At 47.8% G+C, this 20,137-nt stretch carries 25 protein-coding genes and 1 pseudogene; 20 read left to right on the forward strand and 6 right to left on the reverse strand.

All coding sequences use genetic code 11. The features are described 5' to 3' along the window. Positions 1–156: 156 nt before the first annotated feature. A complete protein-coding gene (locus ACTHTU_RS04275) occupies positions 157–618 on the reverse strand; it encodes a c-type cytochrome (protein ID WP_004520832.1) in 462 nt (153 codons plus the stop codon). Positions 619–750: 132 nt separating this feature from the next. Here ACTHTU_RS04275 and ACTHTU_RS04280 point away from each other — a divergent pair, with 132 nt between their 5' ends. From ACTHTU_RS04280 to ACTHTU_RS04305, 6 genes are all read left to right on the forward strand, one after another. After that, on the forward strand, positions 751–1,575 hold the full coding sequence (locus ACTHTU_RS04280) for an SDR family oxidoreductase (RefSeq protein WP_440361849.1): 825 nt from the start codon (positions 751–753) through the stop codon (positions 1,573–1,575). Between the two features lie 113 nt (positions 1,576–1,688). Continuing rightward, on the forward strand, positions 1,689–2,162 hold the full coding sequence (locus tag ACTHTU_RS04285) for a Fur family transcriptional regulator (RefSeq protein WP_049351198.1): 474 nt from the start codon (positions 1,689–1,691) through the stop codon (positions 2,160–2,162). Next, entirely contained in the window at positions 2,150–3,079 is a 930-nt protein-coding gene (locus ACTHTU_RS04290; protein WP_440361850.1) for a CobW family GTP-binding protein, read from the forward strand. The genes ACTHTU_RS04285 and ACTHTU_RS04290 overlap by 13 nt, the downstream gene beginning before the upstream one ends. A 97-nt stretch (positions 3,080–3,176) precedes the next feature. Beyond that, positions 3,177–4,232, forward strand: coding sequence for an ABC transporter permease subunit (locus ACTHTU_RS04295; RefSeq protein ID WP_440361851.1), 1,056 nt, complete (start codon positions 3,177–3,179; stop codon positions 4,230–4,232). 36 nt (positions 4,233–4,268) lie between these two features. Further along, positions 4,269–5,309, forward strand: coding sequence for an ABC transporter permease (locus ACTHTU_RS04300; RefSeq protein ID WP_440361852.1), 1,041 nt, complete (start codon positions 4,269–4,271; stop codon positions 5,307–5,309). Positions 5,310–5,418: 109 nt separating this feature from the next. Then, entirely contained in the window at positions 5,419–6,099 is a 681-nt protein-coding gene (locus tag ACTHTU_RS04305) for a sulfite exporter TauE/SafE family protein (protein WP_070585747.1), read from the forward strand. Between the two features lie 85 nt (positions 6,100–6,184). Here the strand turns inward: ACTHTU_RS04305 and ACTHTU_RS04310 are convergent, their stop codons facing one another. From ACTHTU_RS04310 to xseA, 3 genes are all read right to left on the reverse strand, one after another. Beyond that, entirely contained in the window at positions 6,185–6,994 is an 810-nt protein-coding gene (locus tag ACTHTU_RS04310; protein ID WP_440361853.1) for a sulfite exporter TauE/SafE family protein, read from the reverse strand. Position 6,995: 1 nt separating this feature from the next. Further along, entirely contained in the window at positions 6,996–7,775 is a 780-nt protein-coding gene (gene pssA / locus ACTHTU_RS04315) for a CDP-diacylglycerol--serine O-phosphatidyltransferase (RefSeq protein ID WP_107810309.1), read from the reverse strand. A 123-nt stretch (positions 7,776–7,898) separates the two neighbouring features. After that, a complete protein-coding gene (gene xseA, locus ACTHTU_RS04320) occupies positions 7,899–9,248 on the reverse strand; it encodes an exodeoxyribonuclease VII large subunit (RefSeq protein ID WP_440361854.1) in 1,350 nt (449 codons plus the stop codon). Positions 9,249–9,429: 181 nt separating this feature from the next. Between xseA and lpxK the strand changes: the two genes are divergently transcribed. From lpxK to adk, 7 genes are all read left to right on the forward strand, one after another. Further along, positions 9,430–10,440, forward strand: a complete 1,011-nt coding sequence (gene lpxK / locus ACTHTU_RS04325; protein ID WP_107867650.1) for a tetraacyldisaccharide 4'-kinase — start codon at positions 9,430–9,432, stop codon at positions 10,438–10,440. A gap of 64 nt (positions 10,441–10,504) precedes the next feature. Further along, positions 10,505–11,170 (forward strand): DUF2059 domain-containing protein, encoded by a 666-nt coding sequence (locus ACTHTU_RS04330; RefSeq protein WP_107867649.1) that lies wholly within the window; start codon positions 10,505–10,507, stop codon positions 11,168–11,170. Positions 11,171–11,218: 48 nt separating this feature from the next. Continuing rightward, positions 11,219–11,794 carry a DUF2059 domain-containing protein gene (locus ACTHTU_RS04335; protein WP_107867648.1) on the forward strand — a complete coding sequence of 192 codons (576 nt, stop codon included), beginning with the start codon at positions 11,219–11,221 and terminating at the stop codon, positions 11,792–11,794. Between the two features lie 70 nt (positions 11,795–11,864). Next, a complete protein-coding gene (locus tag ACTHTU_RS04340; RefSeq protein WP_049329252.1) occupies positions 11,865–12,047 on the forward strand; it encodes a Trm112 family protein in 183 nt (60 codons plus the stop codon). Next, the gene (gene kdsB, locus ACTHTU_RS04345) at positions 12,044–12,802 is read left to right on the forward strand and encodes a 3-deoxy-manno-octulosonate cytidylyltransferase (protein ID WP_250590170.1); all 759 of its coding nucleotides are present in this window, start codon (positions 12,044–12,046) and stop codon (positions 12,800–12,802) included. The genes ACTHTU_RS04340 and kdsB overlap by 4 nt, the downstream gene beginning before the upstream one ends. Before the next feature lie 21 nt (positions 12,803–12,823). Further along, positions 12,824–13,342: a 3-deoxy-manno-octulosonate cytidylyltransferase gene (locus ACTHTU_RS04350; protein WP_070585739.1), complete on the forward strand. Its 519-nt coding sequence runs from the start codon at positions 12,824–12,826 to the stop codon at positions 13,340–13,342. 71 nt (positions 13,343–13,413) lie between these two features. After that, positions 13,414–14,061 (forward strand): adenylate kinase, encoded by a 648-nt coding sequence (gene adk, locus ACTHTU_RS04355; RefSeq protein ID WP_003746105.1) that lies wholly within the window; start codon positions 13,414–13,416, stop codon positions 14,059–14,061. Between the two features lie 72 nt (positions 14,062–14,133). Here the strand turns inward: adk and ACTHTU_RS04360 are convergent, their stop codons facing one another. After that, entirely contained in the window at positions 14,134–14,496 is a 363-nt protein-coding gene (locus ACTHTU_RS04360; protein WP_440361855.1) for a hypothetical protein, read from the reverse strand. A gap of 110 nt (positions 14,497–14,606) precedes the next feature. On the opposite strand from ACTHTU_RS04360, the gene ACTHTU_RS04365 reads away from it, so the two are divergent. The 7 genes from ACTHTU_RS04365 (at position 14,607) to ACTHTU_RS04395 (ending at position 20,025) form a co-directional block, all read left to right on the forward strand. Beyond that, positions 14,607–14,867, forward strand: coding sequence for a helix-turn-helix domain-containing protein (locus ACTHTU_RS04365; protein WP_070644922.1), 261 nt, complete (start codon positions 14,607–14,609; stop codon positions 14,865–14,867). 102 nt (positions 14,868–14,969) lie between these two features. Further along, positions 14,970–15,701 carry an orotidine-5'-phosphate decarboxylase gene (gene pyrF / locus ACTHTU_RS04370; protein ID WP_440361856.1) on the forward strand — a complete coding sequence of 244 codons (732 nt, stop codon included), beginning with the start codon at positions 14,970–14,972 and terminating at the stop codon, positions 15,699–15,701. 13 nt (positions 15,702–15,714) lie between these two features. Further along, a complete protein-coding gene (locus ACTHTU_RS04375) occupies positions 15,715–16,386 on the forward strand; it encodes an NAD(P)H-binding protein (protein ID WP_440361857.1) in 672 nt (223 codons plus the stop codon). 41 nt (positions 16,387–16,427) lie between these two features. Beyond that, complete coding sequence (rfaE1, locus tag ACTHTU_RS04380) at positions 16,428–17,390, forward strand: D-glycero-beta-D-manno-heptose-7-phosphate kinase (RefSeq protein WP_440361858.1); 963 nt, start codon at positions 16,428–16,430, stop codon at positions 17,388–17,390. Positions 17,391–17,529: 139 nt separating this feature from the next. Further along, positions 17,530–18,534, forward strand: a complete 1,005-nt coding sequence (gene rfaD, locus ACTHTU_RS04385) for an ADP-glyceromanno-heptose 6-epimerase (RefSeq protein ID WP_440361859.1) — start codon at positions 17,530–17,532, stop codon at positions 18,532–18,534. 453 nt (positions 18,535–18,987) lie between these two features. Continuing rightward, positions 18,988–19,332, forward strand: a complete 345-nt coding sequence (locus ACTHTU_RS04390; RefSeq protein WP_070644913.1) for a hypothetical protein — start codon at positions 18,988–18,990, stop codon at positions 19,330–19,332. A gap of 408 nt (positions 19,333–19,740) precedes the next feature. Then, positions 19,741–20,025 carry a barstar family protein gene (locus ACTHTU_RS04395; RefSeq protein WP_440361860.1) on the forward strand — a complete coding sequence of 95 codons (285 nt, stop codon included), beginning with the start codon at positions 19,741–19,743 and terminating at the stop codon, positions 20,023–20,025. Between the two features lie 7 nt (positions 20,026–20,032). Here ACTHTU_RS04395 and ACTHTU_RS04400 read toward each other — a convergent pair. Beyond that, positions 20,033–20,137, reverse strand: a pseudogene (locus ACTHTU_RS04400) (IS1595 family transposase); the annotation flags it as partial.

The following is a 20,137-nucleotide window of genomic DNA, read 5'->3' on the forward strand; positions in this document are numbered from 1 at the left end:
TTTGATTGCGCTATGTGAATTGAACCGTCGGTTTCAAATGAAACCGGTAAAAAACATGAAATGCAAAATATAAAGTCGATATAGAAAGGTTTGAAGGTAGTTGAAGAAAAGGCCGTCTGAAAATGATATTTCAGACGGCCTTTATTGTTTTAAGCCTTATTCCGGACCGCGGAATGTGTCGTGGCAGGATTTACAGGTTGCACCGGTTTCGCCGTAAGCGGCTTTGATTTCTTCGAGCTTGCCGGTTTGGGCAGCGGCGTTGAGTTTCTCAACTGCAGCGGCAAATTTTTCTTCTTCGGCTTTGAATGTTGCTGTGTCTGTCCAGATGGCAGGCAGGGCGCGGCCGTTGCCTTGAGGGTCGGATTCAAACAGGGTGAACGGTTTTTTGCTGTTTTCGGCGAAGGTTGCGGCGGCTTGTTTGAATTTTTCTACGTCGTAAGGCTCTTCGTCTTTGACCATTTTGCCCATGCGGGTAAACTCAGGCATCATGGATTTGAACGCGGCCGTACGGTCTTCGGAAATAGGGCCTTTAGGCTGGGAAGGCGCGCTGCTGCCGCCGCAGGCGGAAAGGGTAAGCGCCACTGCTGCCAAAGCAACAGGGAGAAAACGGGTTTTCATATGGAGTGTGTCCTATTGTGATGATATGATTATCGTTAAATTTAAAATCAGCCGGCCAAACACTCAGGCCGTCTGATAAGGCGTTATCATACCTTAAACCCAAGTCTGAAACGAGTATAGAAAGGAAACGATATGGCAATTTTGATTACCGGGGCATCGGCAGGATTCGGCGCGGCGATGTGCCGCACCTTTGTTGCGGCAGGCTATCATGTCATCGGCGCGGCACGGCGCGAAGACAAATTGCAGCAGTTGGCAGAGGAATTGGGCGAGCAGTTTTACCCTTTGGAAATGGATGTTTCGCGCACGGAGTCGATTCAAAACGCTTTGAACAGCCTGCCCGAGCATTTATCCGAAATCGATTGCCTTATCAACAACGCCGGTTTGGCTTTAGGTCTGGATTCTGCCGATAAAGCCGATTTTGGCGATTGGGAAACCATGATTCAAACCAATATCATCGGCCTGACTTTTCTGACCCGCCAGATTTTGCCGCAAATGGTAGCGCGCAAACAGGGCTACATCATCAATTTGGGTTCGATTGCCGGCAGTTATGCTTATTCCGGCAGTAATGTCTATGGTGCAACTAAGGCTTTTGTGCGCCAATTCAGTATGAACCTGCGTGCCGAATTGGCAGATAAAAATATCCGCATTACCAATATCGAACCGGGTTTGTGCGGCGATACCGAGTTTTCCAATGTCCGTTTCAAAGGCGACGATCAGCGTGCGGCCGAGGTTTATGAGAATGTCGAGTTTATCCAGCCGCAAGATATTGCCGATACCGCTTTATGGCTCTATCAGCGTCCGGCGCGGATGAACGTCAATTCCATCGAAATCATGCCGGTTGCCCAGACCTTTGCAGGCATGAAAGTGTTCCGTGACGCGCCTGCTCCAGTGAAGACAGAAACGTTTGAAAAACAAAGTATGTCTTTGTTTGGAAAAATTAAATCTTGGTTTAAGTAATCGGCATCAGGCCGTCTGAAGGTTTCAGACGGCCTCTTTGTTATCTGAAATTGAACAAACACGTTATAATGTAATTTTTTATTAACAAGGCCGTCTGAAAGGCTGTTTCAGTTATGAACGCAATCAAACAAAAAATCTTAGAACAAGCGCAGCGCGATGGCGTGCAGGTAACCGCATTGCGCGAGCAAGTGCTTGATATTGTTTTGAAACAAAGCGGCGTGATTAAAGCCTACAACGTTCTGTCGCAGATGCAACAGCAAAGCGAGGGCGTGGTTGCGCCGCCGACGGCCTACCGCGCCCTTGATTTTTGGGCGGAGCAGGGCGTTTTGCACAAAGTGGCGGCGGTCAACGGCTATATTTTGTGCAGCCACGCGCAGCACGAGTGCGACGACCATTGCCACGACCACGAAGAAGCCGAAGCGCACCACAGCGCGTTTATTTTGGTTTGTACCGAATGCGGTACGGCAGACGAGCAGACCTTGAGCCAAGAATGGGCGGCGTTGCGTGCAGGCGTGGCCGAAACCGGTTTCTCATTAAAAGAAGAACATGTTGTTTTAACAGGAATTTGTAAAAAATGTCAGAAGTAAAAAAGACTAAAGCCCATTTGATTTCAGGCTTCCTCGGAACAGGCAAAACCACCGCCCTCAAAAGTCTGATGGCGCAAAAAGACCCGAATGAAAAATGGGTCATCATCGTCAACGAATTTGGCGAAATCGGCATTGACGGCGCTGTCTTGAGCGACAACGGCATTCCCGTGGCAGAAATCGCCGGCGGCTGTTTGTGTTGTACTGCCGGCGCGCAAATGGGTACGACCGTACAAAAAATGCTGCGCGATGCCCAACCCGACCGCTTGATGATTGAAGCCAGCGGCCTGGCACACGCCGCCAGCGTTATCGACGAACTGAAAGCCAAGCCGCTCGACAGTATGTTGGAAATCGGCGCCGTCTTTACCGTTGTCGATCCGCGCCAATTCATTAACCCCGATTACGCGCAACAAGCCTTGTATAAAGACCAAATCGGCATTTGCGACGTATTGGCCGCCAGCAAAACAGACTTGTGCACGCCCGAGCAGCTGGCCGAGTTTCACGATAAAGCGGCCAAGCTGTTCCCGCCTAAAGCCAAAGTGGTTGAAGTACAAAATGCACAACTTGACATCCAATGGCTTGATATTCCCGTTGTCGAAAAATCGCGCTACCGCCTTAAAGCCCTGCCGGACAACACCATGGGCTTCCAGTCTCAAGGCTTCACGTTTCCTGCCGGACGTGATTTCGACGGCGAAAAGCTGACTGATTTCTTTAACGACCTGCCTAAATTTACAGACGGCCTCGTGCGAGCCAAAGGCGTGTTCCAAGTGCTCGGTACATGGGTATGGCTGAACTGGGTGGATGGTCAATGGGGCGCAAACCAAGTTTCGTGGCGCCGTGACTCGCGCTTTGAGCTGATTGCCAAATCGTTTGACGCGGATTTAATTGAGAAGAAATTGCAGGAGGCCTTAGAGAAGTAAATAATCGGCCAAACGCTTATTAATCCGTTACTATATGCTGTCTGAGGTCAGTGGTTTCAGACGGCCTTCAAATCAAAAAATAGAGGAACACTTTATCATGTGGCGTTATATCTTTCATCGTTTGCTCCTTTTGATTCCCACGTTGTTGGGGATTTTGGCGATTACCTTCGCCGTCATTCAGTTTGTCCCCGGTGGTCCGGTGGAACAGATGGTTCAGCAGCTGACGCAGGGCGCAGTTGGCGGCGAAACAGCAGGACGCAGTATGCCTGGAACTTTGGCTAAAAACGGCAACCGCATCAGTGCGGAAGATTTGGCCGCTCTGAATGCTCTATACGGTTTCGACAAGCCGCCTGTGACGCGATTTGTGGATATGGTATGGAAATTCTCCCGTTTCGATTTGGGCGAGAGCTTTTTCCACCACCAAACCGTATTTGAGTTGGTAAAAGAGAAAATGCCGGTATCGATGAGTTTGGGTTTGTGGACATTCTTCCTAACTTATTTGATATGTATTCCGTTGGGTATTGCCAAGGCGGTCAGGGATGGCAGCCGGTTTGATACGGTTACGGGTATGATCATTTTGGTCGGCTATACCGTACCGCCGTTTGTCTTGGGTTTGGTGTTGTTGGTGTTATTTGGTGGCGGCAGCTTTTTTTCCTGGTTCCCGCAAGGTGGCTTGGTTGGCGATGATTTCGATACGCTCTCTTTGGCAGGTAAAGTCAAAGATTATTTGTGGCATATGGCCTTGCCGATTACCGCTTCGGTAGCAGGCAACTTGGCGGTGATGACCGTATTGACGAAAAACGTGTTCCTTGAAGAAATCCGCCGTCAATATGTTTATACCGCGAGAGCCAAGGGCTTGCCTGAGAAACAGATTCTGTGGAAACATATTTTCCGAAATGCCATGATTCCTCTGATTACCGGTTTCCCGGCCGCATTTATCGGCGCGTTCTTTACCGGCAGCCTGTTGATTGAAACGTTGTTCTCGCTGGACGGATTGGGTTTGTTGTCTTACGAGGCAGTGATGAAACGCGATTATCCTGTCGTAATGGGTACGCTGTACGTGTTCACGCTGATGGGGTTGTTGGCTAAATTGGTGTCAGATATTTCGTATTCGTGGGTCGATCCGCGCATTCACTTTGGCGGACAGAAATAAGGCCGTCTGAAAATGTCTTCAATCCATTATTAAAGAATGTTTCAAACCATGAAAAAGAAAAAATCTACTTCAAACCCTACTTGGCAAGCCTTTAAACAGCATAAGCGCGGTTGGTTGGCTTTGCGGATTTTGGCCGTTTTGTTTGTCGTCACTTTGCTTGCACCTTTGTGGAGCAACGACAAACCTTTGTGGATACGTTATCAGGGCGAGTATTTCTTCCCCTTGGTAAACGAATACAACGAAGCCACATTTGGCGGCGATTTCGATACGCCGGCGGATTATCTGGATCCGCTTATCCGCCACAACATTACTTCAGACGGCAATTTTTCCTTTTACCTGCCCAATCCTTACGATGCCGATACCTTGAACGATTTTGATACGGTACCCGATCCGGCCAAACCGTCCGAACGGCATATCTTGGGAACGGACGATCGCGGCCGCGACCTTTTGGCGCGCTTGGTTTACGGTTTCCGTGATTCGCTGTTGTTTGCCTTGGTGTTGACCGTGGTGACTACCGTGATTGGCGTGATTGCAGGCGCGGTGCAGGGTTATTTCGGCGGCAAAACCGACCTTCTGATGCAGCGTTTTATCGAGGTTTGGGGCGGTATGCCGGAGCTGTACCTCTTGATTATCCTGTCTTCGTTCTTTAATCCGGGGCTGTTGATTTTGCTGGTGTTGCTGTCGCTTTTCGGCTGGATGGGCTTGTCCGACTATGTCCGCGCCGAGTTTTTGAAAAACCGTCAGGCCGATTATGTTTTGGCGGCGCGCGCGATGGGTGTGGGCAACCGTGAAATCATGTGGCGCCATATCCTGCCCAACAGCTTGACGCCGGTATTGGCCTTCCTGCCTTTCCGTATTTCTGGCGCCGTACTTGCCCTGACCAGTTTGGACTTCTTGGGCTTGGGCGTACCTGCCTCACAGGCAAGTTTGGGTGAGTTGCTGGCGCAAGGCAAAGACAACTTGGACGCATGGTGGATTGGCATGTCTGCCGTTGCTACACTGACGGTAATGCTGCTTTTGCTGGTCATGATCGGCGAAGGTTTGCGTCAGGCATTTGACGTACGCGCACGCAGTTAATTGCTTTTCTAAAGTGTGAAGAGGATGGGCGGAACAGCCTGTCCTGCATTCTTAGGGCCGTCTGAAAAGTTTCAGACGGCCCCATCCATTCGTTTGAATCATTAAAACCATGAATCAAGAAATCACATTTCTTACTCTTTTTCTACTCGGCTTTTTTGGTGGAACGCATTGCGTCGGCATGTGCGGCGGATTGAGCAGCGCATTCGCTTTGCAGCTGCCGCCACATTTAAACCGAATCGGGCTGATTGTATTGTTGAACTTGGGGCGCATCAGCAGCTATGTCGTTATTGGCCTGTTGGTCGGTTTGGTCGGTCAGATCGGCATTTCCTTGGACGATACGCGCGCAGTTCAAAACGGTTTGTATATTGCCGCCAATATCTTGCTGCTTTTACTCGGTCTGTATCTTGCCGGTATTTCGACTGCCGCAACCAAAATCGAAGGCATCGGCAAACCGATATGGAAACGCCTGAATCCTTTGCTGAACAAATTGCTGCCGATTAAATCGGTGCCTGCCTGTTTCGGCGTGGGCGTGCTTTGGGGCTGGCTGCCTTGCGGTTTGGTGTACAGCGCGTCTTTGTATGCCTTGGGCAGCGGCAATGCTTTGCATGGCGGGCTGTATATGCTGGCGTTTGCATTGGGGACCTTGCCGAACCTGCTTGCGATGGGCATATTTGCAGCGCAGTTGAAAACCTTTCTGCAGAAACGTATGGTTCGTTTGTGCGCCGGATTATTGGTAGCAGGATGGGCGATATGGCGCTTGGCTGTATTTGCGATGGGGCAAATCGGGTAAGGTAAAAAGGTTTTATTTAGTTTGTTGTTTTGCAATCAAAAAGGCCGTCTGAAAGATTTTCAGACGGCCTTTTTCACAAGAAAGATTAATGTATCAAATTCCAAGCCATCTTGGCGGCAATCAGCAGCAACATAATGCCGAAGGAGATTTTGAGTTTTCGTGCGGGCAGCTTGTGCGCCGTTTTTACGCCGAGCGGAGCAAAGAGGATGGTGGCAACGCTCAAAATGGCTACGGCCGGAAGATAGATAAAGCCTACCGCGCCTTCAGGCAGGTTAGCAATATGCAAACCGTTGGCAAAATAGCCGATGGTGCCGGCAATCGCAATAGGCCATGCCAGACCTGAAGATGTGCCGATGGCACGGTGCGCCGGAAAGTTGCAATACAGTAGAAATGGAACGGATAGCGAACCGCCGCCGATACCGACCCAGCTTGAAGCCGCACCAAAAAGCGTGCCGACGGCTGTCAGGCCGGGGAGGGCAGGCAGGGTGCGTGAAGGTTTGGGTTTGGAATCGCGTAGGGTTTTGAGTGCGATAAAGGCAAGAAATGCAATAAAGAAAACCTGTAAAGCCAGTGTCGGCATATATTTTGCCGTTGCCGCGCCGAGGAGTACGCCGAGTATCATGCCCGGCGTCATCCGGCGGACGGTCGCCCAATCGATGGCGTGCTTTTTATGTTGGGCGTACATACTGGAGAAGGTGGTAAATACCATGACGGCAAAGGAAGTGCCGATGGCAAGATGCTGTGCATAGGGGTGGCCGCCTATGCCTTGCAGTTGCAATGCCCATAAGACGACGGGGACGATCAACGTGCCACCGCCTACGCCAAATAGTCCGGCAATAAAGCCCGCTGTGCTGCCGACGGCGAGCAGGGAAAGGATGATGTCCCAAGACCACATTTCAGACGGCCTTGTCGTGTTTGTGAGTTTTATGGCGTTTTTTAAACCAACGGATGATTGCCATCACATAACCGGACAGGCTGTAACCGAGGAAAAACAGGAAGAGGACGAGTGAAGGCTTCCAGTTAATGAGCAGCAATACCAACACGGCCAACACCATGCCCATAAACGGCACTTGGCGGCGGATGTTGATTTCTTTGAAGCTCCAAAACGGAATCTGCACAATCATGGAAATACCGGCAAACAGGGTGATACCCAATGCCCACCAATGCACGCCGGGGAAGCGTTCGACGCTGTGGTTGACCCAAATCAGGCCGACAATCAACGCAGCGGCGGTCGGGCTTGGAACGCCGATAAACCAGCGTTTATCGACTTTGCCGATAAGCGTGTTGAACAGCGCCAAACGCAGGGCGGCGCAGGCGCAGTAGATAAAGGCGACGGAATAACCGATTTTGCCAAACTGCCAAAGTTGCCATTTGTAGACAATCAGGGCAGGCGCTACGCCGAAGCTGACCATATCGGCAAGGCTGTCGAGCTGTTCGCCGAACGCGCTCTGGCTGTTGGTCAAGCGGGCAACGCGTCCGTCCATACCGTCGAGCAGCATGGAAAGAAAAACTGCAATCGCCGCCGTTTCATAACGTCCGTGCATGGACTGGGTAATGGCGAAGAACGCGCAAAACAGTGCGGCGATGGTAAAGGAATTGGGCAGCAGGTAAATGCTGTTTTTGCGGATGGAGTTGCGTGGAGGAATCGGATTTTCTGTATTTTGTGCGTTGTCCATAATGTTTCCGTATATGCTGCGTGTGCAGATGAGGCATTATACCGCATTGGTTGGTTAAGGATTTTTAAAAGGCAGACATAGTTTCACTTTATCGGCATAAGGTTTCAGACGGCCTTTATTTTGTCAGTCAAACAACTCGCCCTGCGCCTGTTCTTTGGTCACGCGTACGTCGGTTTCGCCGTCGGCAAAAGTGATGTGCAGTTTCTGTCCTTGTTTCAATGTATCGGCATTGCGGATGACTTGTCCGCGTGTGTTTTTGACGACCGAAAAGCCGCGCTCCAGAATATGCTGCGGCGATACGGCTTCGAGCAATGCGGCTTGGGCGGTCAGGCTTTGACGGCGGTGGGCAAGCAGCTGGCGGAAGGATTGCGACAAGGCCGTCTGAAAGCGGTCGATGCTGTGTTTGTAAACGGAAACATCAGGACGGCAATGTTTCAGGGTTTGGGTTTGGCGTTCAAAACGGGCGGTGTGGGCGCGGACATTTTGCGTCATTGAGTAAGACAGCGTTTGCGCCAGCTTGCTGATTGAAGCGCGCTGATCATCAAGTTTTTGGCGTGGATGACGGATTTGCCGCGCCAGCCAGTCGAGTTTTTGGCTGGCATCGAAATAGCGTTGTTCCAAAACGGTTTTCAGATGGCCTTGCGCTTGGGCGAGGCGGTGTAACGATTCTTGGCGGTTGGGGCTGACTAATTCTGCCGCGCCGGTCGGCGTGGGCGCGCGCACGTCGGCAACAAAATCGGCAAGCGTGAAATCGGTTTCGTGGCCTACGCCGCTGACGACCGGAATCGCGCAGGCTTCAATGGCGCGTACGACCGGCTCTTCATTAAACGCCCACAAGTCTTCAATGCTGCCGCCGCCACGACAGACAATCAGTACGTCACATTCGGCACGTTGCGAAGCGGTTTTAATCGCTTGGGCAATTTGCAACTCGCTGCCTGTGCCTTGTACGGGTGTCGGATAAACGATAACGGGAATTTCGGGTGCGCGGCGGTTTAAGGTGGTCACAACATCGCGTAAAGCCGCCGCCGCCAGGCTGGTGATGATGCCGACACATTGCGGACGGGCAGGCAACGGTTTTTTGCGTTCCGCTGAAAACGCGCCTTCCGCCTGCAACTGCGCCTTCAATCGTTCATAGGCTTCGTAAAGCTGCCCCAAGCCTTTGAGCCGTACTTCGTTTACGGTAATTTGAAATTCGCCCCGCGCTTCATAAATACTGATTTTTCCTGATATCTCGATATGGTCGCCTTCTTTCAAAGGCTTAGCCAAACGCATGGCTGCCCCCTTAAACATGGCGCAACGCACCTGCGCGCGGCTGTCTTTGAGCGAGAAATAATAATGTCCGCTGGCGGCACGGGTCAGGTTGGACACTTCGCCCGCAATCCACAAACCGGCAAGATGGTCTTCCAGCAAGGCTTTGGCGAGGGCGTTAAGTTCGGATACGGAAATGGAGGAGGGCGCGAAGAGTTCGGACATTGCGAAACGGGAAAAATTTGGGAAAGTTGAATTATAAGGGTTTTAGAGCGATTCGTTGTATTCGTTTTTATGAAACTTGCGCCCTTTGTTTTAATATTATCAAAGCCGCATGTTCAGGCAGCCTTGTCTGGGCGGGCTTGTGTTATATTATCGTTTGATTTTCGCTTCAAAAGCCGTGCGTATGCCCAAACTCCACCAAATTATCGAACGCCATTGGCAATCCCCCAATCCGTTTTTGTCTTTTCTGTTAAAACCATTGTCCAAGCTGTTTGCCAAAATTGCTGCGAAACGGCGCGATGATTTTGTTTCAGGCCGTCTGAAAAGCGAAAAATTGCCAGTGCCTGTGGTGATGGTCGGCAATATCCATGCAGGCGGGACAGGGAAAACGCCGATAGTCGCCGCGCTGGTGTCGGGTTTGCAGGAAAAGGGCGTTAAGGTCGGCATCATCAGCCGAGGTTATGGGCGCAAGAGCAAGGCGGTTCATGTATTGAATACAGCCAGCAGTGCGGCAGATGCAGGCGACGAGCCTTTATTGCTGTTTCGCCAAACCAGTGCGCCGACGGCGGTAGGCAGCAGCCGTGCAGAAGCAGGCAGGGCATTGCTTGCGGCGTATCCGGAGCTTGAATTGATTGTGGCCGACGACGGCTTGCAACATTATGCCTTGCAACGCGATATGGAAATTGCCGTCTTCCCGGCGGCAGATACAGGACGCACCAATTTGGATTTACTGCCCAACGGCAGCTTGCGCGAACCTTTGTCTCGATTGGCTTCCGTTGATGCGGTTGTCGTCAGCGGTGAGAAAGCAGATAAGGCATTCAGGCCATCTGAAAATATGTTTGCCAGCCGTATTGAAACAGGGCAGATTTACTGTTTGAACAGGCCGTCTGAAATACTGGATACAGGCCGTCTGAAAAACCAAACCGTCGCCGCCGTCGCCGGTATCGCCAAGCCGGAGCGTTTTTTCGATTCGCTGCGGAATATGGGCATCACTTTGAACCAAACCGTTGCCTTGCCTGATCACGCTGATATTACGGCAGCGGATTTGCCGGACGCAGATGTGGTGATTATCACTGAAAAGGATGCGGTCAAATTTTTAGACGGCCACGGTCTGAATCATGTGTGGGTCTTGCCTGTTTATGCGATAATTGAGCCGGACTTGGCGGCGTTCGTATCCGCGAATGTTTCAATCTAAATGCTTATAGATGTTTCACAGATGTTTTAAAGATGATCTTCAAACTACGCGATAGGAGTAAATCATGAAGTTAAAATATTTGTTGGTTGCTTGCGCAGCTTTATTTGTATCCACTCAAAGCCTGGCTGCTAAACCAAGTGATGAATCTGCAATGAAATGGTTGGAGATTCAAGGGATAAGCAATAATTATAGCGAGAAAGTGCAACGTTCTTTGGAGATGGTGAATAAAGAGGACAATGAGCGCTTGTTAACGATGACGCCCAAAGCTCAAAAAGCGCAGATGAAGGCGGTCATCAGCCGTTATATGAAAAACATGCAAGACGATTTGAGCCGCCCTGAGTTGAAAAAGCAATGGTTGGATGAAGAAAAGCGTGCCGTACAGAAAGTATTTACACAAGAAGAAGTCGATGTACTCAACAGCTTCTTCTCTTCCCCTCGGGGCAAGGGTATTTTGAAAAAAATCAATCATCTCAGACAGCATGGCGGAGATATTGACAATGTGCTGAGCCAAGCAGACGTGGATAGCATAGTAAAAGTATTTGAGCATGGGGCCGGTAAGTCTGCATTTGAAAAGATAGAACGTTTCGACAAATTGAATGATGAGATTGTTGAAAAGACAATGAGCAACAACTATATCAACGCAAGCAGGAAATATACGCCTGCTTTTAAAGCGCAAACGCGTGATATTTTGTGCAAGGGCAATAAACATTCTTCGGAATGTGCCAAATAGTATGCAGGCTGTCTGAAAATATTGATATTTATTAAGTAGGTAGAAAAAATGAAATTGAAAACTTTATTGTTGCCTTTTACTGCTTTGGCCTTGTGTGCCAATGCGTTTGCCGCTACACCTAGCGATGAGTCGCTGGAGCGTTTGTATCAAGTACAGAAGATGGATGCTCTGTTGGATCAGACCTTCCAAAGTGTCGAGGGTATTGTGCTCTCTGATCCAAAGGTACAGGATTTTTTGAAAAATGCGCCGGAAGACAAACGTCCTCAGTTGGAAGCGGTCTTAAAGAAATATACAACTCAATTGATTGCTGAAATTAATACACCGCAAGTACATGCCCAGTTACATAAAGCGACGTTGGATGGCATAAAGACGGTTTATACTCAGGAAGAAGTCAACGCATTGATTGACTTTTACGGTACGACAGTGGGGCAATCGATACTCGATAAAATGCCACGCTATCTTGAGACAACGATGGGCCCGATGATAAACATCATTAATGAAAAATATGAAAAATCAGGTTATAACAAAGAATTAACTCGAGAAATTCATCAGATTATGTGTGGCGGCAAAAATCCTGCCCCAGCCTGCTCAACGCAACCCCAAAAACCGGCACGGAAAAAATAATGCCGCTTGAGGTCGTCTGAAAACGAGCGAAGCGAGTTTCGCTAAAACCATCAAACCCGAAAGTAACCCCATGGAAAAAAAATTCTTAGACATCCTCGTTTGTCCTGTAACCAAAGGCAAACTCGAATACCATCAAGACAAACAGGAATTGTGGAGCCGGCAGGCGAAGCTGGCTTATCCGATTCGTGACGGCATCCCTTATATGTTGGAAAACGAAGCGCGCCCGTTGAGCGAAGAGGAACTGAAAGCATGACCGAATTTGTCGTATTGATTCCGGCACGGTTGGATTCTTCACGTCTGCCGGGAAAGGCTTTGGCCGATATCCACGGTAAACCGATGGTTGTACGCGTCGCCGAACAGGCGGCGAAAAGCAAGGCCGCGCGTGTTGTCGTTGCCACCGACCATCCCGATATTCAGACGGCCTGTCAGGCGCATGGCGTCGAAGTGGTCATGACTTCCAATCAACACGAAAGCGGTACAACGCGCCTAGCCGAAGCGGCCAATACGCTGAAACTGCCGCAGCATTTGATTGTTGTGAATGTACAAGGCGATGAGCCTTTAATCGACCCAGAGCTCATCAACCGTACAGCCGAAGTTTTGGTTGAAAACAATGTGCAAATGGCAACCGCCGCTCATGAATTGCACGATTTTGACGAGTTTATGAATCCCAATGTCGTCAAAGTCATCCTTGATAAAAACCGCAACGCCATCTATTTCAGCCGCGCCCCGATTCCTTATCCGCGCGACGCCATGCGCGCCGAAAAACGCGAATTACCTTCTGAAACAGCCGTTTTGCGCCACATTGGCATTTATGCCTATCGTGCAGGCTTCCTGCAACGCTATTCGGAAATGGATGTTTCTCCTTTGGAAACCATCGAATCGCTGGAACAGTTGCGCGTCCTGTGGCACGGTTATCCTATTGCTGTTGAAATCACCCAAGAAGCGCCTGCTGCAGGTGTGGATACGCAGGAAGATTTGGACAGAGTACGTGTTGCGTTTAAAGCTTAAGGCTGTCTGAAAGGAAAAGATATGAATGATTTCCGCCATTTGAGCCGTGAAGAACAAAAATTGCTTGCCGATGTGGCGAAGCTGGTAAGAGAAGACGAGCAAGAATTCAACTATGACATGTTGAAAATAGAAGCGCCGGAGCAGGCCAGCGGCGAGTTTTGGTTCCGCATGGCAGAAATGCTCAGCACTTTGCCGCCCAACCAGTCGTTGGACTTGCGTATGAACGGCGGACGCTTGACCGTTGCCGTATCGATTTTGTCGGTATTGCTGCAAGACAATCCGGATGTTCCTCAGCTTTGGGCACAAAAAATCATTGCGCTCAACTATTTGGCTCATGGCCATCAAACCCGTGCAATCGGTCTGGCGCAGCAACCTGACAAAGCGGCCGAAGCCAATGAGGAAGAATATTTGGCGAAAGCCTTATCACAAAACTTGCTTTCCACTTTGAAAGACGCGATAGAGCGATTCCCTGAAGACGCATGGTTTATCGGAATGCGCGACGATGCATGGAAGCATTTCGGCCCGAAAGAGGCCGTCTGAAGTTTTGAACGATAAACACAAGCCGTGTAAAATTATCTGAACATTAAATCCGTCAACCAAAAGGACTCATCATGAAAGTATTATTGTTGGGCGCACCAGGCGCCGGCAAAGGCACACAGGCTCAATTCATCACTGCTGCATTCGGCATTCCTCAAATCTCTACCGGCGACATGCTCCGCGCAGCCATCAAAGCAGGCACTCCGTTGGGTTTGGAAGCAAAAAAAATCATTGATGAAGGCGGTTTGGTGCGCGACGACATCATTATCGGCATGGTTAAAGAGCGTATTGCCCAAGACGACTGCAAAAACGGTTTCCTGTTTGACGGTTTCCCACGTACATTGGCACAAGCCGAAGCCATGGTTGAAGCTGGTGTGGATTTGGATGCCGTGGTTGAAATCGATGTGCCTGACAGCGTGATTGTCGACCGCATGAGCGGCCGCCGTGTGCATTTGGCTTCCGGCCGTACTTACCACGTTACCTACAATCCGCCTAAAGTCGAAGGCAAAGACGATGTAACCGGCGAAGATTTGATTCAACGCGACGACGATAAAGAAGAAACCGTGAAAAAACGCCTTGCCGTTTACCACGAGCAAACCGAAGTTTTGGTTGATTTCTACAGCAAACTGGAAGGCGAACACGCGCCTAAATACATCAAAGTTGACGGCACCCAAGCAGTAGAAGCCGTGAAAGCCGAAGTATTGAAAGGTTTAGGCAAATAAGTTTTGCCAAAGTAAAATGATGAGGCCGTCTGAAAAAATATTTTCAGACGGCCTTTTTCATTATTGTATAAATTAACCAAATTTTCGTTCTAGTTCTTTTGCTAGAGACCATCCTGCTGATTCAAGTAATGCAACAGAAATAGTTGGTGCAACAACGCTGCCTAAACCGGGAATTAATTTAGAAAATTCCTTTGCCATTGTTTTTATGGGTTGTTTTAACATGGTATTTTTAATTGCAGCTATAGCCATTGCTTCAGCAGCAGTTTTGGTCATATTCCCACCAAAAACAGCACAGAGACTTGTGCACATGATAGTCATTGCGACCATATCTGTAGCAATACCAAGTCCTGGGACGGGAACGGCATTACCTGCGGCAGCAGCAACTGCATGAGAATGGATAATTTTATGGCATTTTGATTCTTGAGCTGGTGTCATAGTTTTCTCGTAACAGATAAGATATAAAACGGTGCAATACTACGTTATTCGTAGTAAATAATCAAGAAAAATATACGAAATTCGTAACTTTGATTTTTAGGATAGAAGTTATGAGTTTACAAGAAATTTTTACAAGGCGATTTAAGGAAGCAAGAAAAGCAAAAAATTTGACGCAGGAGAAACTGGGACTGGCGATAGGGTTAGATGAGTTTGTGGCAAGTACGCGTATTAATCGCTACGAGAAAGGAAATCATCAGCCTGATTTGAATACTTTGCAGAAAATTGCTGAAGTATTGGAAGTTCCACCAGCCTTTTTTTTCAGTGATGATGAATTTTCTGTAAAAATTTTAGATTTATATAAGAATAATTAAGGTGTGTTGTAATGAGGCCGTCTGAAAAAATATTTTCAGACGGCCTTTTGTGTACAAAAGCTGTTAAAATCGAAGCTATAACCGTTTATCCGCAGGCATCTTATGAATCCCTTGATCTCCGACTTCCAAACTCAGCAACAACGTACCCCCGTCATCGTCGCCCTTGATTTTGCCAACGAAAAAGATACGCTCGGATTTGTCCGCAATCTTGACCCGACACTGTGTCAAATCAAAATCGGCAAAGAGCTGTTTACCGCAACCGGTCGTAATTTAGCGGAAAGCTTAATCCATCAAGGTTTCAAACTTTTCCTCGATTTGAAATACCACGATATTCCCCACACAGTTGCTCAGGCCTGTAAAGTTGCTGCCGATATGGGCGTTTGGATGGTCGATATGCACGCCTCCGGTGGCCGCCGCATGATGGAAGCCGCAGCAGAAGCCGTTGCCGGATATCAAACTAAGCCGCTTTTGATCGGTGTGACCGTGTTGACCAGTATGGAACAAAGCGACTTGGCAGAAATCGGTTTGAACATCGCCCCTGAAGAACAAGTCATCCGCTTGGCAAAACTGACACAAAGTTCAGGCTTGGACGGCGTGGTATGTTCCGCTCAAGAAGCTGCACCATTGCGCCGCGAATTGGGACAGGATTTTGTCTTGGTCACACCGGGCATCCGCTTGGACGTTGCCGGCAATAATGACGACCAACGCCGTATTATGACACCGGCCGAAGCCTTGGCTGCCGGTTCAACCTATTTGGTAATGGGCCGTCCGGTAACCAAAGCCGCCGATCCGGTAGCCGTATTGCGTGAAGTGAACCGCGTGGCAAACGTTTAAGGCCGTCTGAAGTATGAAGGCGATTGTGATTGGCGCGACAGGCGCAACAGGAAAATCCTTGTTGCCTTTGCTTGCAACCAGTTCAGAGGTTGAGTCTATCGACTGCTTCGGTCGCAGACATCCTGATTTTACCCACCAAAAGCTAAATAGCCATCAGATTGATTTTTCTCAGCCTGATGATTGGCGCGATGAAGTACAGGGTGATGTATTGTTTGCCTGCTTGGGAACAACCCTGAAAGCAGCAGGAAGTAAAGAAGCGCAATGGGCAATCGATTATGAAGCGAATCTTGAATTTGCCAAAGTAACCAGACAAAACGGTGTCAATGCTTTGGTTTTGATTTCCGCTTCCGGTGCAAATTCTGCTTCGCGCCTGTTTTATCAACGAATGAAGGGCGAATTGGAACAAGCAATTATTGCTTTGAATTTTCCGCACCTTATTATTTTCCGCCCGCCCTTATTGATTCGTCCGAATAGCGACCGATTGGGTGAGAAAATTGCCGAACGGATTTTGCATGGATTCAACCGTATCGGCCTGATGAAAAGCCAACGTCCGCTTGCTGTCGAAAAATTGGCACAAGCCATGCTGAAAGCGGCGTTGTTGTCATCTCATGAACAGGCGTCGTACTCGAAAAACCATATGCAGGTATATGAGCCTCAAGATATTTTTAGGCTGTTAGATCAATAATCTGATAACAAGCCTCACACAGAGATTTTAATGGAGCCAGTATGGTAACCAAGTTCCAACAAGAAACCCTCAAATCCCGTTTTGCACAAGCCAAAGTCCTTGTTGTCGGCGATGTAATGCTCGACCGTTATTGGTTTGGCGATGTATCCCGTATTTCTCCTGAAGCCCCCGTACCGGTGGCGAAAATCGCCCGTATCGACCAGCGGGCGGGCGGAGCGGCGAACGTTGCGCGCAATATCGCATCGCTGGGCGGTAAAGTAGGGCTGTTGTCCGTGACAGGCGATGATGAAGCTGCAGATGCGTTGGACGCATTGATGGTGCAAGATGGTGTTTCTTCCTATCTGATGCGCGACAAGCAAATTGCGACTACTGTCAAATTGCGCGTTGTTGCCCGCAATCAGCAGCTTATCCGACTGGATTTTGAAGAATTGCCTCATCGTGAAGTGTTGGAACAAATCAAGCATCAATACCGCGAAGTGTTGCCTGAATACGATGCCATTATTTTTTCAGATTACGGTAAGGGCGGCCTGTCGCATATTTCCGATATGATCGATTGGGCGAAACAGGCCGGTAAACCCGTTTTAATCGACCCCAAGGGCGATGATTACGAAAAATATGCCGGCGCTACGCTGATTACGCCTAACCGTGCAGAATTGAAAGAAGTGGTGGGCAGCTGGAAAAACGAAAATGATTTGACCGACAAAGCCCAAAAACTGCGCCGTCATCTCGACTTGACCGCGATTTTGCTGACCCGAAGCGAAGAGGGTATGACCCTGTTCAATGAGGGTGAGCCGATTTATCAGCCTACACGGGCCCAAGAAGTCTATGATGTATCGGGTGCGGGCGATACCGTTATTGCCGGAGTGGGCTTGGGTTTGGCCGCTGGTTATACCATGCCTGAAGCGATGCACCTTGCCAATACTGCGGCAGGGGTTGTCGTGGCGAAACTTGGTACAGCGGTTTGCTCGTTTGCCGAATTGACCAAGGCATTGGAAGAGCAGTAATTGCTGTTTCAGACGGCCTTAAAATCTAAAGGCCGTCTGAAAATGGAGTTGGAAAATAATCCAGACAGACAAGTTTTTATTTTCAGACGGCATGATTACTTCAAGGCCGTCTGAAAAATCAAAATAAAGGAAACTCATTATGACCATTATCGTAACAGGTGCGGCCGGCTTTATCGGCAGCAATATCGTCAAAGCACTTAACCAGCGCGGTATTACCGACATTGTTGCTGTTGACAATTTGAGCAAAGGCGAAAAATTTAAAAACCTTGCTGAGTGTGAAATTGCCCACTATCTCGATAAACACGAATTTATCCGCCAAGTGCGCGGCCATCTTCTGCCTTACGACGATATCGAAGCCGTTTTCCATCAAGGCGCATGTTCCGATACCATGAATCATGACGGCCTTTATATGATGGACAACAACTATCAGTACACACTCGACCTCTTAGATTGGTGTCAGGACGAACGTATTCCGTTCCTCTATGCCTCCAGCGCCGCCGTGTACGGCAAAGGCGAAATCTTCCGCGAAGAGCGCGAACTGGAAAAACCGCTCAATGTGTACGGCTACTCTAAATTCTTGTTTGACCAAGTATTGCGCCGCCGTATGGAAGAAGGTCTGACCGCCCAAGTCGTCGGTTTCCGCTACTTCAACGTATATGGACAGCAGGAGCAACACAAAGGCCGTATGGCATCAGTCGCCTTCCATCATTTTCACCAATACCGCGAGCATGGCTATGTCAACCTGTTCGGCGCCAATGACGGCTACGGCAACGGCGAACAAACACGCGATTTTGTCAGCGTAGAAGATGTTGCCAAAGTTAACCTTTACTTCTTCGATCATCCCGAGCTTTCAGGCATCTTCAATCTCGGTACAGGTCGTAGCCAACAGTTTAATGAGCTTGCCGCCGCAACCGTCAACGCTTGCCGTGAGGCCGAAGGCAAGCCTGAAATGAGTTTGAAAGAGTTGGTTGAAGAAGAACTTATCCGTTATATCCCATTCCCAGATGCACTTAAAGGCAAATATCAGAGCTTTACTCAAGCAGACATCACCAAGCTGCGTGAAGCCGGGTATAAAGAAGAATTCTTGGATGTAAAACAAGGCGTCAGCCGTTACGTGAAATGGATGCTGGAGAACTTGGTTTAGTCTCTTTGCAGGCCGTCTGAAAAAGGATTTTCAGACGGCCTCATCATTTTGGGAGGCTTTAAAATTATAAATTTGCCTTTATTCGATAAGAATGGAAATAGCGTTTTTTACAACAAAGGTTTCAAAAAGGCTTAGTAGGGTAGCAGTGGATCTGCTGGAGTATTTGTAAAAGCTGTTGAGATATTATAGGTGTGAATAGATGAAATGAGACGATGCTATAACCAGTAAAATAAAAATGACTGGAAGTTTTTTAGTCTATTTATATTTAGGGACTGTACTAGATTATCCCTCTGTACTTTTTCTTTAATTTTCAGTGTGTTATCATCATATTTCAAGGGTAGCATATCTGCTAATCTAGTAAAGCCCCTAAAATTAATACGAATGGTAAGCAGCAGGGACGCACTCAAGCTGAATATAATGAAATAACACATTTTAAGATAAGGAGTCATTGATATGAAACAGATAGTTGTCCCTTTAAGTGTTGAAGCCATGAAAAAATTAGATTACGATCAAGCTGATGATAATGAACTATATGTATTTAAACTTTCAAAACAAGAGGTTAATTTGTTATTTGAGAAAAATTTCTTCGATAAAATAAATGAGATAATAGATACATATATAGATGATTATGAGGATGAAAAAATAATTGATTTAAGAAAATTAATTATTCTAAAAAATTTTTTACAAGATAATTCCCATCAGGCATTGACAGATATCCCTCTTAGAATATATCAAAATATTTTATTTTTAACTCAGCTGGCTATTTCCAAACAGACAGGTTTATTTTTCTTTTTTTAAATAACAAGCGCATTTGGAAATGCAAACCATAGCCCATATAAAACTTAAACTCAACAAGTAGCATGTGTGCAGAACGCACGCATGCGGTTCTCAAGGTTTGAGCCAAAAGGTCGTCTGAAACAACAAATACCTTTCTTTTAATAAGTTGCCACAGCAATCAGACAAAAGCAGCCTACCTCCACATCCATATAGGCAACATAGGGGAGATATTTTGTAAATTCTACAAATATTTTACCTGCTAAACAGGGTAGGATATGGTATGAAGCGAACATTAGCTTAATAAACACTATGTCAAGATCGAATCAGGCTGATACTAGATTGTTGTATTCCAATGATGGATTGCTATATAACAACTGATCGTTATATCTCTGCAACACAAATTGGAACTTGGAAATAGGAGTATAACTTATGCAATTAGAGATTATCGGCAGTAAAATTTATACGGAACAAGATTTTCATAATCAAATTTCAAAAATATTTTCTATACATGATTATTATGGGAACAATCTTGATGCTCTGTGGGATTTATTAAGCACAAATTTAGAACGACCGATTACTTTGGTATGGAAAGATGCTATGTTCTCAAAAAATCAATTAGAAAATATATTTATTGAAATAGTAAAGGTTCTAGAAAGAGTTAAGAAACAAGATGAGGATTATGGATTCGAAGAAAAATTTAAGGGGCTGACGTAGATTAGCCCTAAATTCCACACCAATCCCGCAGGATTTTAAGCTGTTGAGACGGTGTGCCGAAGTTAAATCGAAATTCGCATTCTTTCAAGAACAGCGGGAACGATTTGCGATC

Source organism: Neisseria sp. P0020.S005 (assembly GCF_051957055.1).
In the GTDB taxonomy this organism is placed as follows: Bacteria; Pseudomonadota; Gammaproteobacteria; order Burkholderiales; family Neisseriaceae; genus Neisseria; species Neisseria subflava_A.

Excerpts from the sequence above, each read along its gene's own strand:
- ACTHTU_RS04275 (WP_004520832.1), bottom strand. The coding sequence starts at position 618 with ATGAAAACCCGTTTTCTCCCTGTTGCTTTGGCAGCAGTGGCGCTTACC.
- ACTHTU_RS04280 (WP_440361849.1), top strand. The coding sequence starts at position 751 with ATGGCAATTTTGATTACCGGGGCATCGGCAGGATTCGGCGCGGCGATG.
- ACTHTU_RS04285 (WP_049351198.1), top strand. The coding sequence starts at position 1,689 with ATGAACGCAATCAAACAAAAAATCTTAGAACAAGCGCAGCGCGATGGC.
- ACTHTU_RS04290 (WP_440361850.1), top strand. The coding sequence starts at position 2,150 with ATGTCAGAAGTAAAAAAGACTAAAGCCCATTTGATTTCAGGCTTCCTC.
- ACTHTU_RS04295 (WP_440361851.1), top strand. The coding sequence starts at position 3,177 with ATGTGGCGTTATATCTTTCATCGTTTGCTCCTTTTGATTCCCACGTTG.
- ACTHTU_RS04300 (WP_440361852.1), top strand. The coding sequence starts at position 4,269 with ATGTTTCAAACCATGAAAAAGAAAAAATCTACTTCAAACCCTACTTGG.
- ACTHTU_RS04305 (WP_070585747.1), top strand. The coding sequence starts at position 5,419 with ATGAATCAAGAAATCACATTTCTTACTCTTTTTCTACTCGGCTTTTTT.
- ACTHTU_RS04310 (WP_440361853.1), bottom strand. The coding sequence starts at position 6,994 with ATGTGGTCTTGGGACATCATCCTTTCCCTGCTCGCCGTCGGCAGCACA.
- pssA (WP_107810309.1), bottom strand. The coding sequence starts at position 7,775 with ATGGACAACGCACAAAATACAGAAAATCCGATTCCTCCACGCAACTCC.
- xseA (WP_440361854.1), bottom strand. The coding sequence starts at position 9,248 with ATGTCCGAACTCTTCGCGCCCTCCTCCATTTCCGTATCCGAACTTAAC.
- lpxK (WP_107867650.1), top strand. The coding sequence starts at position 9,430 with ATGCCCAAACTCCACCAAATTATCGAACGCCATTGGCAATCCCCCAAT.
- ACTHTU_RS04330 (WP_107867649.1), top strand. The coding sequence starts at position 10,505 with ATGAAGTTAAAATATTTGTTGGTTGCTTGCGCAGCTTTATTTGTATCC.
- ACTHTU_RS04335 (WP_107867648.1), top strand. The coding sequence starts at position 11,219 with ATGAAATTGAAAACTTTATTGTTGCCTTTTACTGCTTTGGCCTTGTGT.
- ACTHTU_RS04340 (WP_049329252.1), top strand. The coding sequence starts at position 11,865 with ATGGAAAAAAAATTCTTAGACATCCTCGTTTGTCCTGTAACCAAAGGC.
- kdsB (WP_250590170.1), top strand. The coding sequence starts at position 12,044 with ATGACCGAATTTGTCGTATTGATTCCGGCACGGTTGGATTCTTCACGT.
- ACTHTU_RS04350 (WP_070585739.1), top strand. The coding sequence starts at position 12,824 with ATGAATGATTTCCGCCATTTGAGCCGTGAAGAACAAAAATTGCTTGCC.
- adk (WP_003746105.1), top strand. The coding sequence starts at position 13,414 with ATGAAAGTATTATTGTTGGGCGCACCAGGCGCCGGCAAAGGCACACAG.
- ACTHTU_RS04360 (WP_440361855.1), bottom strand. The coding sequence starts at position 14,496 with ATGACACCAGCTCAAGAATCAAAATGCCATAAAATTATCCATTCTCAT.
- ACTHTU_RS04365 (WP_070644922.1), top strand. The coding sequence starts at position 14,607 with ATGAGTTTACAAGAAATTTTTACAAGGCGATTTAAGGAAGCAAGAAAA.
- pyrF (WP_440361856.1), top strand. The coding sequence starts at position 14,970 with ATGAATCCCTTGATCTCCGACTTCCAAACTCAGCAACAACGTACCCCC.
- ACTHTU_RS04375 (WP_440361857.1), top strand. The coding sequence starts at position 15,715 with ATGAAGGCGATTGTGATTGGCGCGACAGGCGCAACAGGAAAATCCTTG.
- rfaE1 (WP_440361858.1), top strand. The coding sequence starts at position 16,428 with ATGGTAACCAAGTTCCAACAAGAAACCCTCAAATCCCGTTTTGCACAA.
- rfaD (WP_440361859.1), top strand. The coding sequence starts at position 17,530 with ATGACCATTATCGTAACAGGTGCGGCCGGCTTTATCGGCAGCAATATC.
- ACTHTU_RS04390 (WP_070644913.1), top strand. The coding sequence starts at position 18,988 with ATGAAACAGATAGTTGTCCCTTTAAGTGTTGAAGCCATGAAAAAATTA.
- ACTHTU_RS04395 (WP_440361860.1), top strand. The coding sequence starts at position 19,741 with ATGCAATTAGAGATTATCGGCAGTAAAATTTATACGGAACAAGATTTT.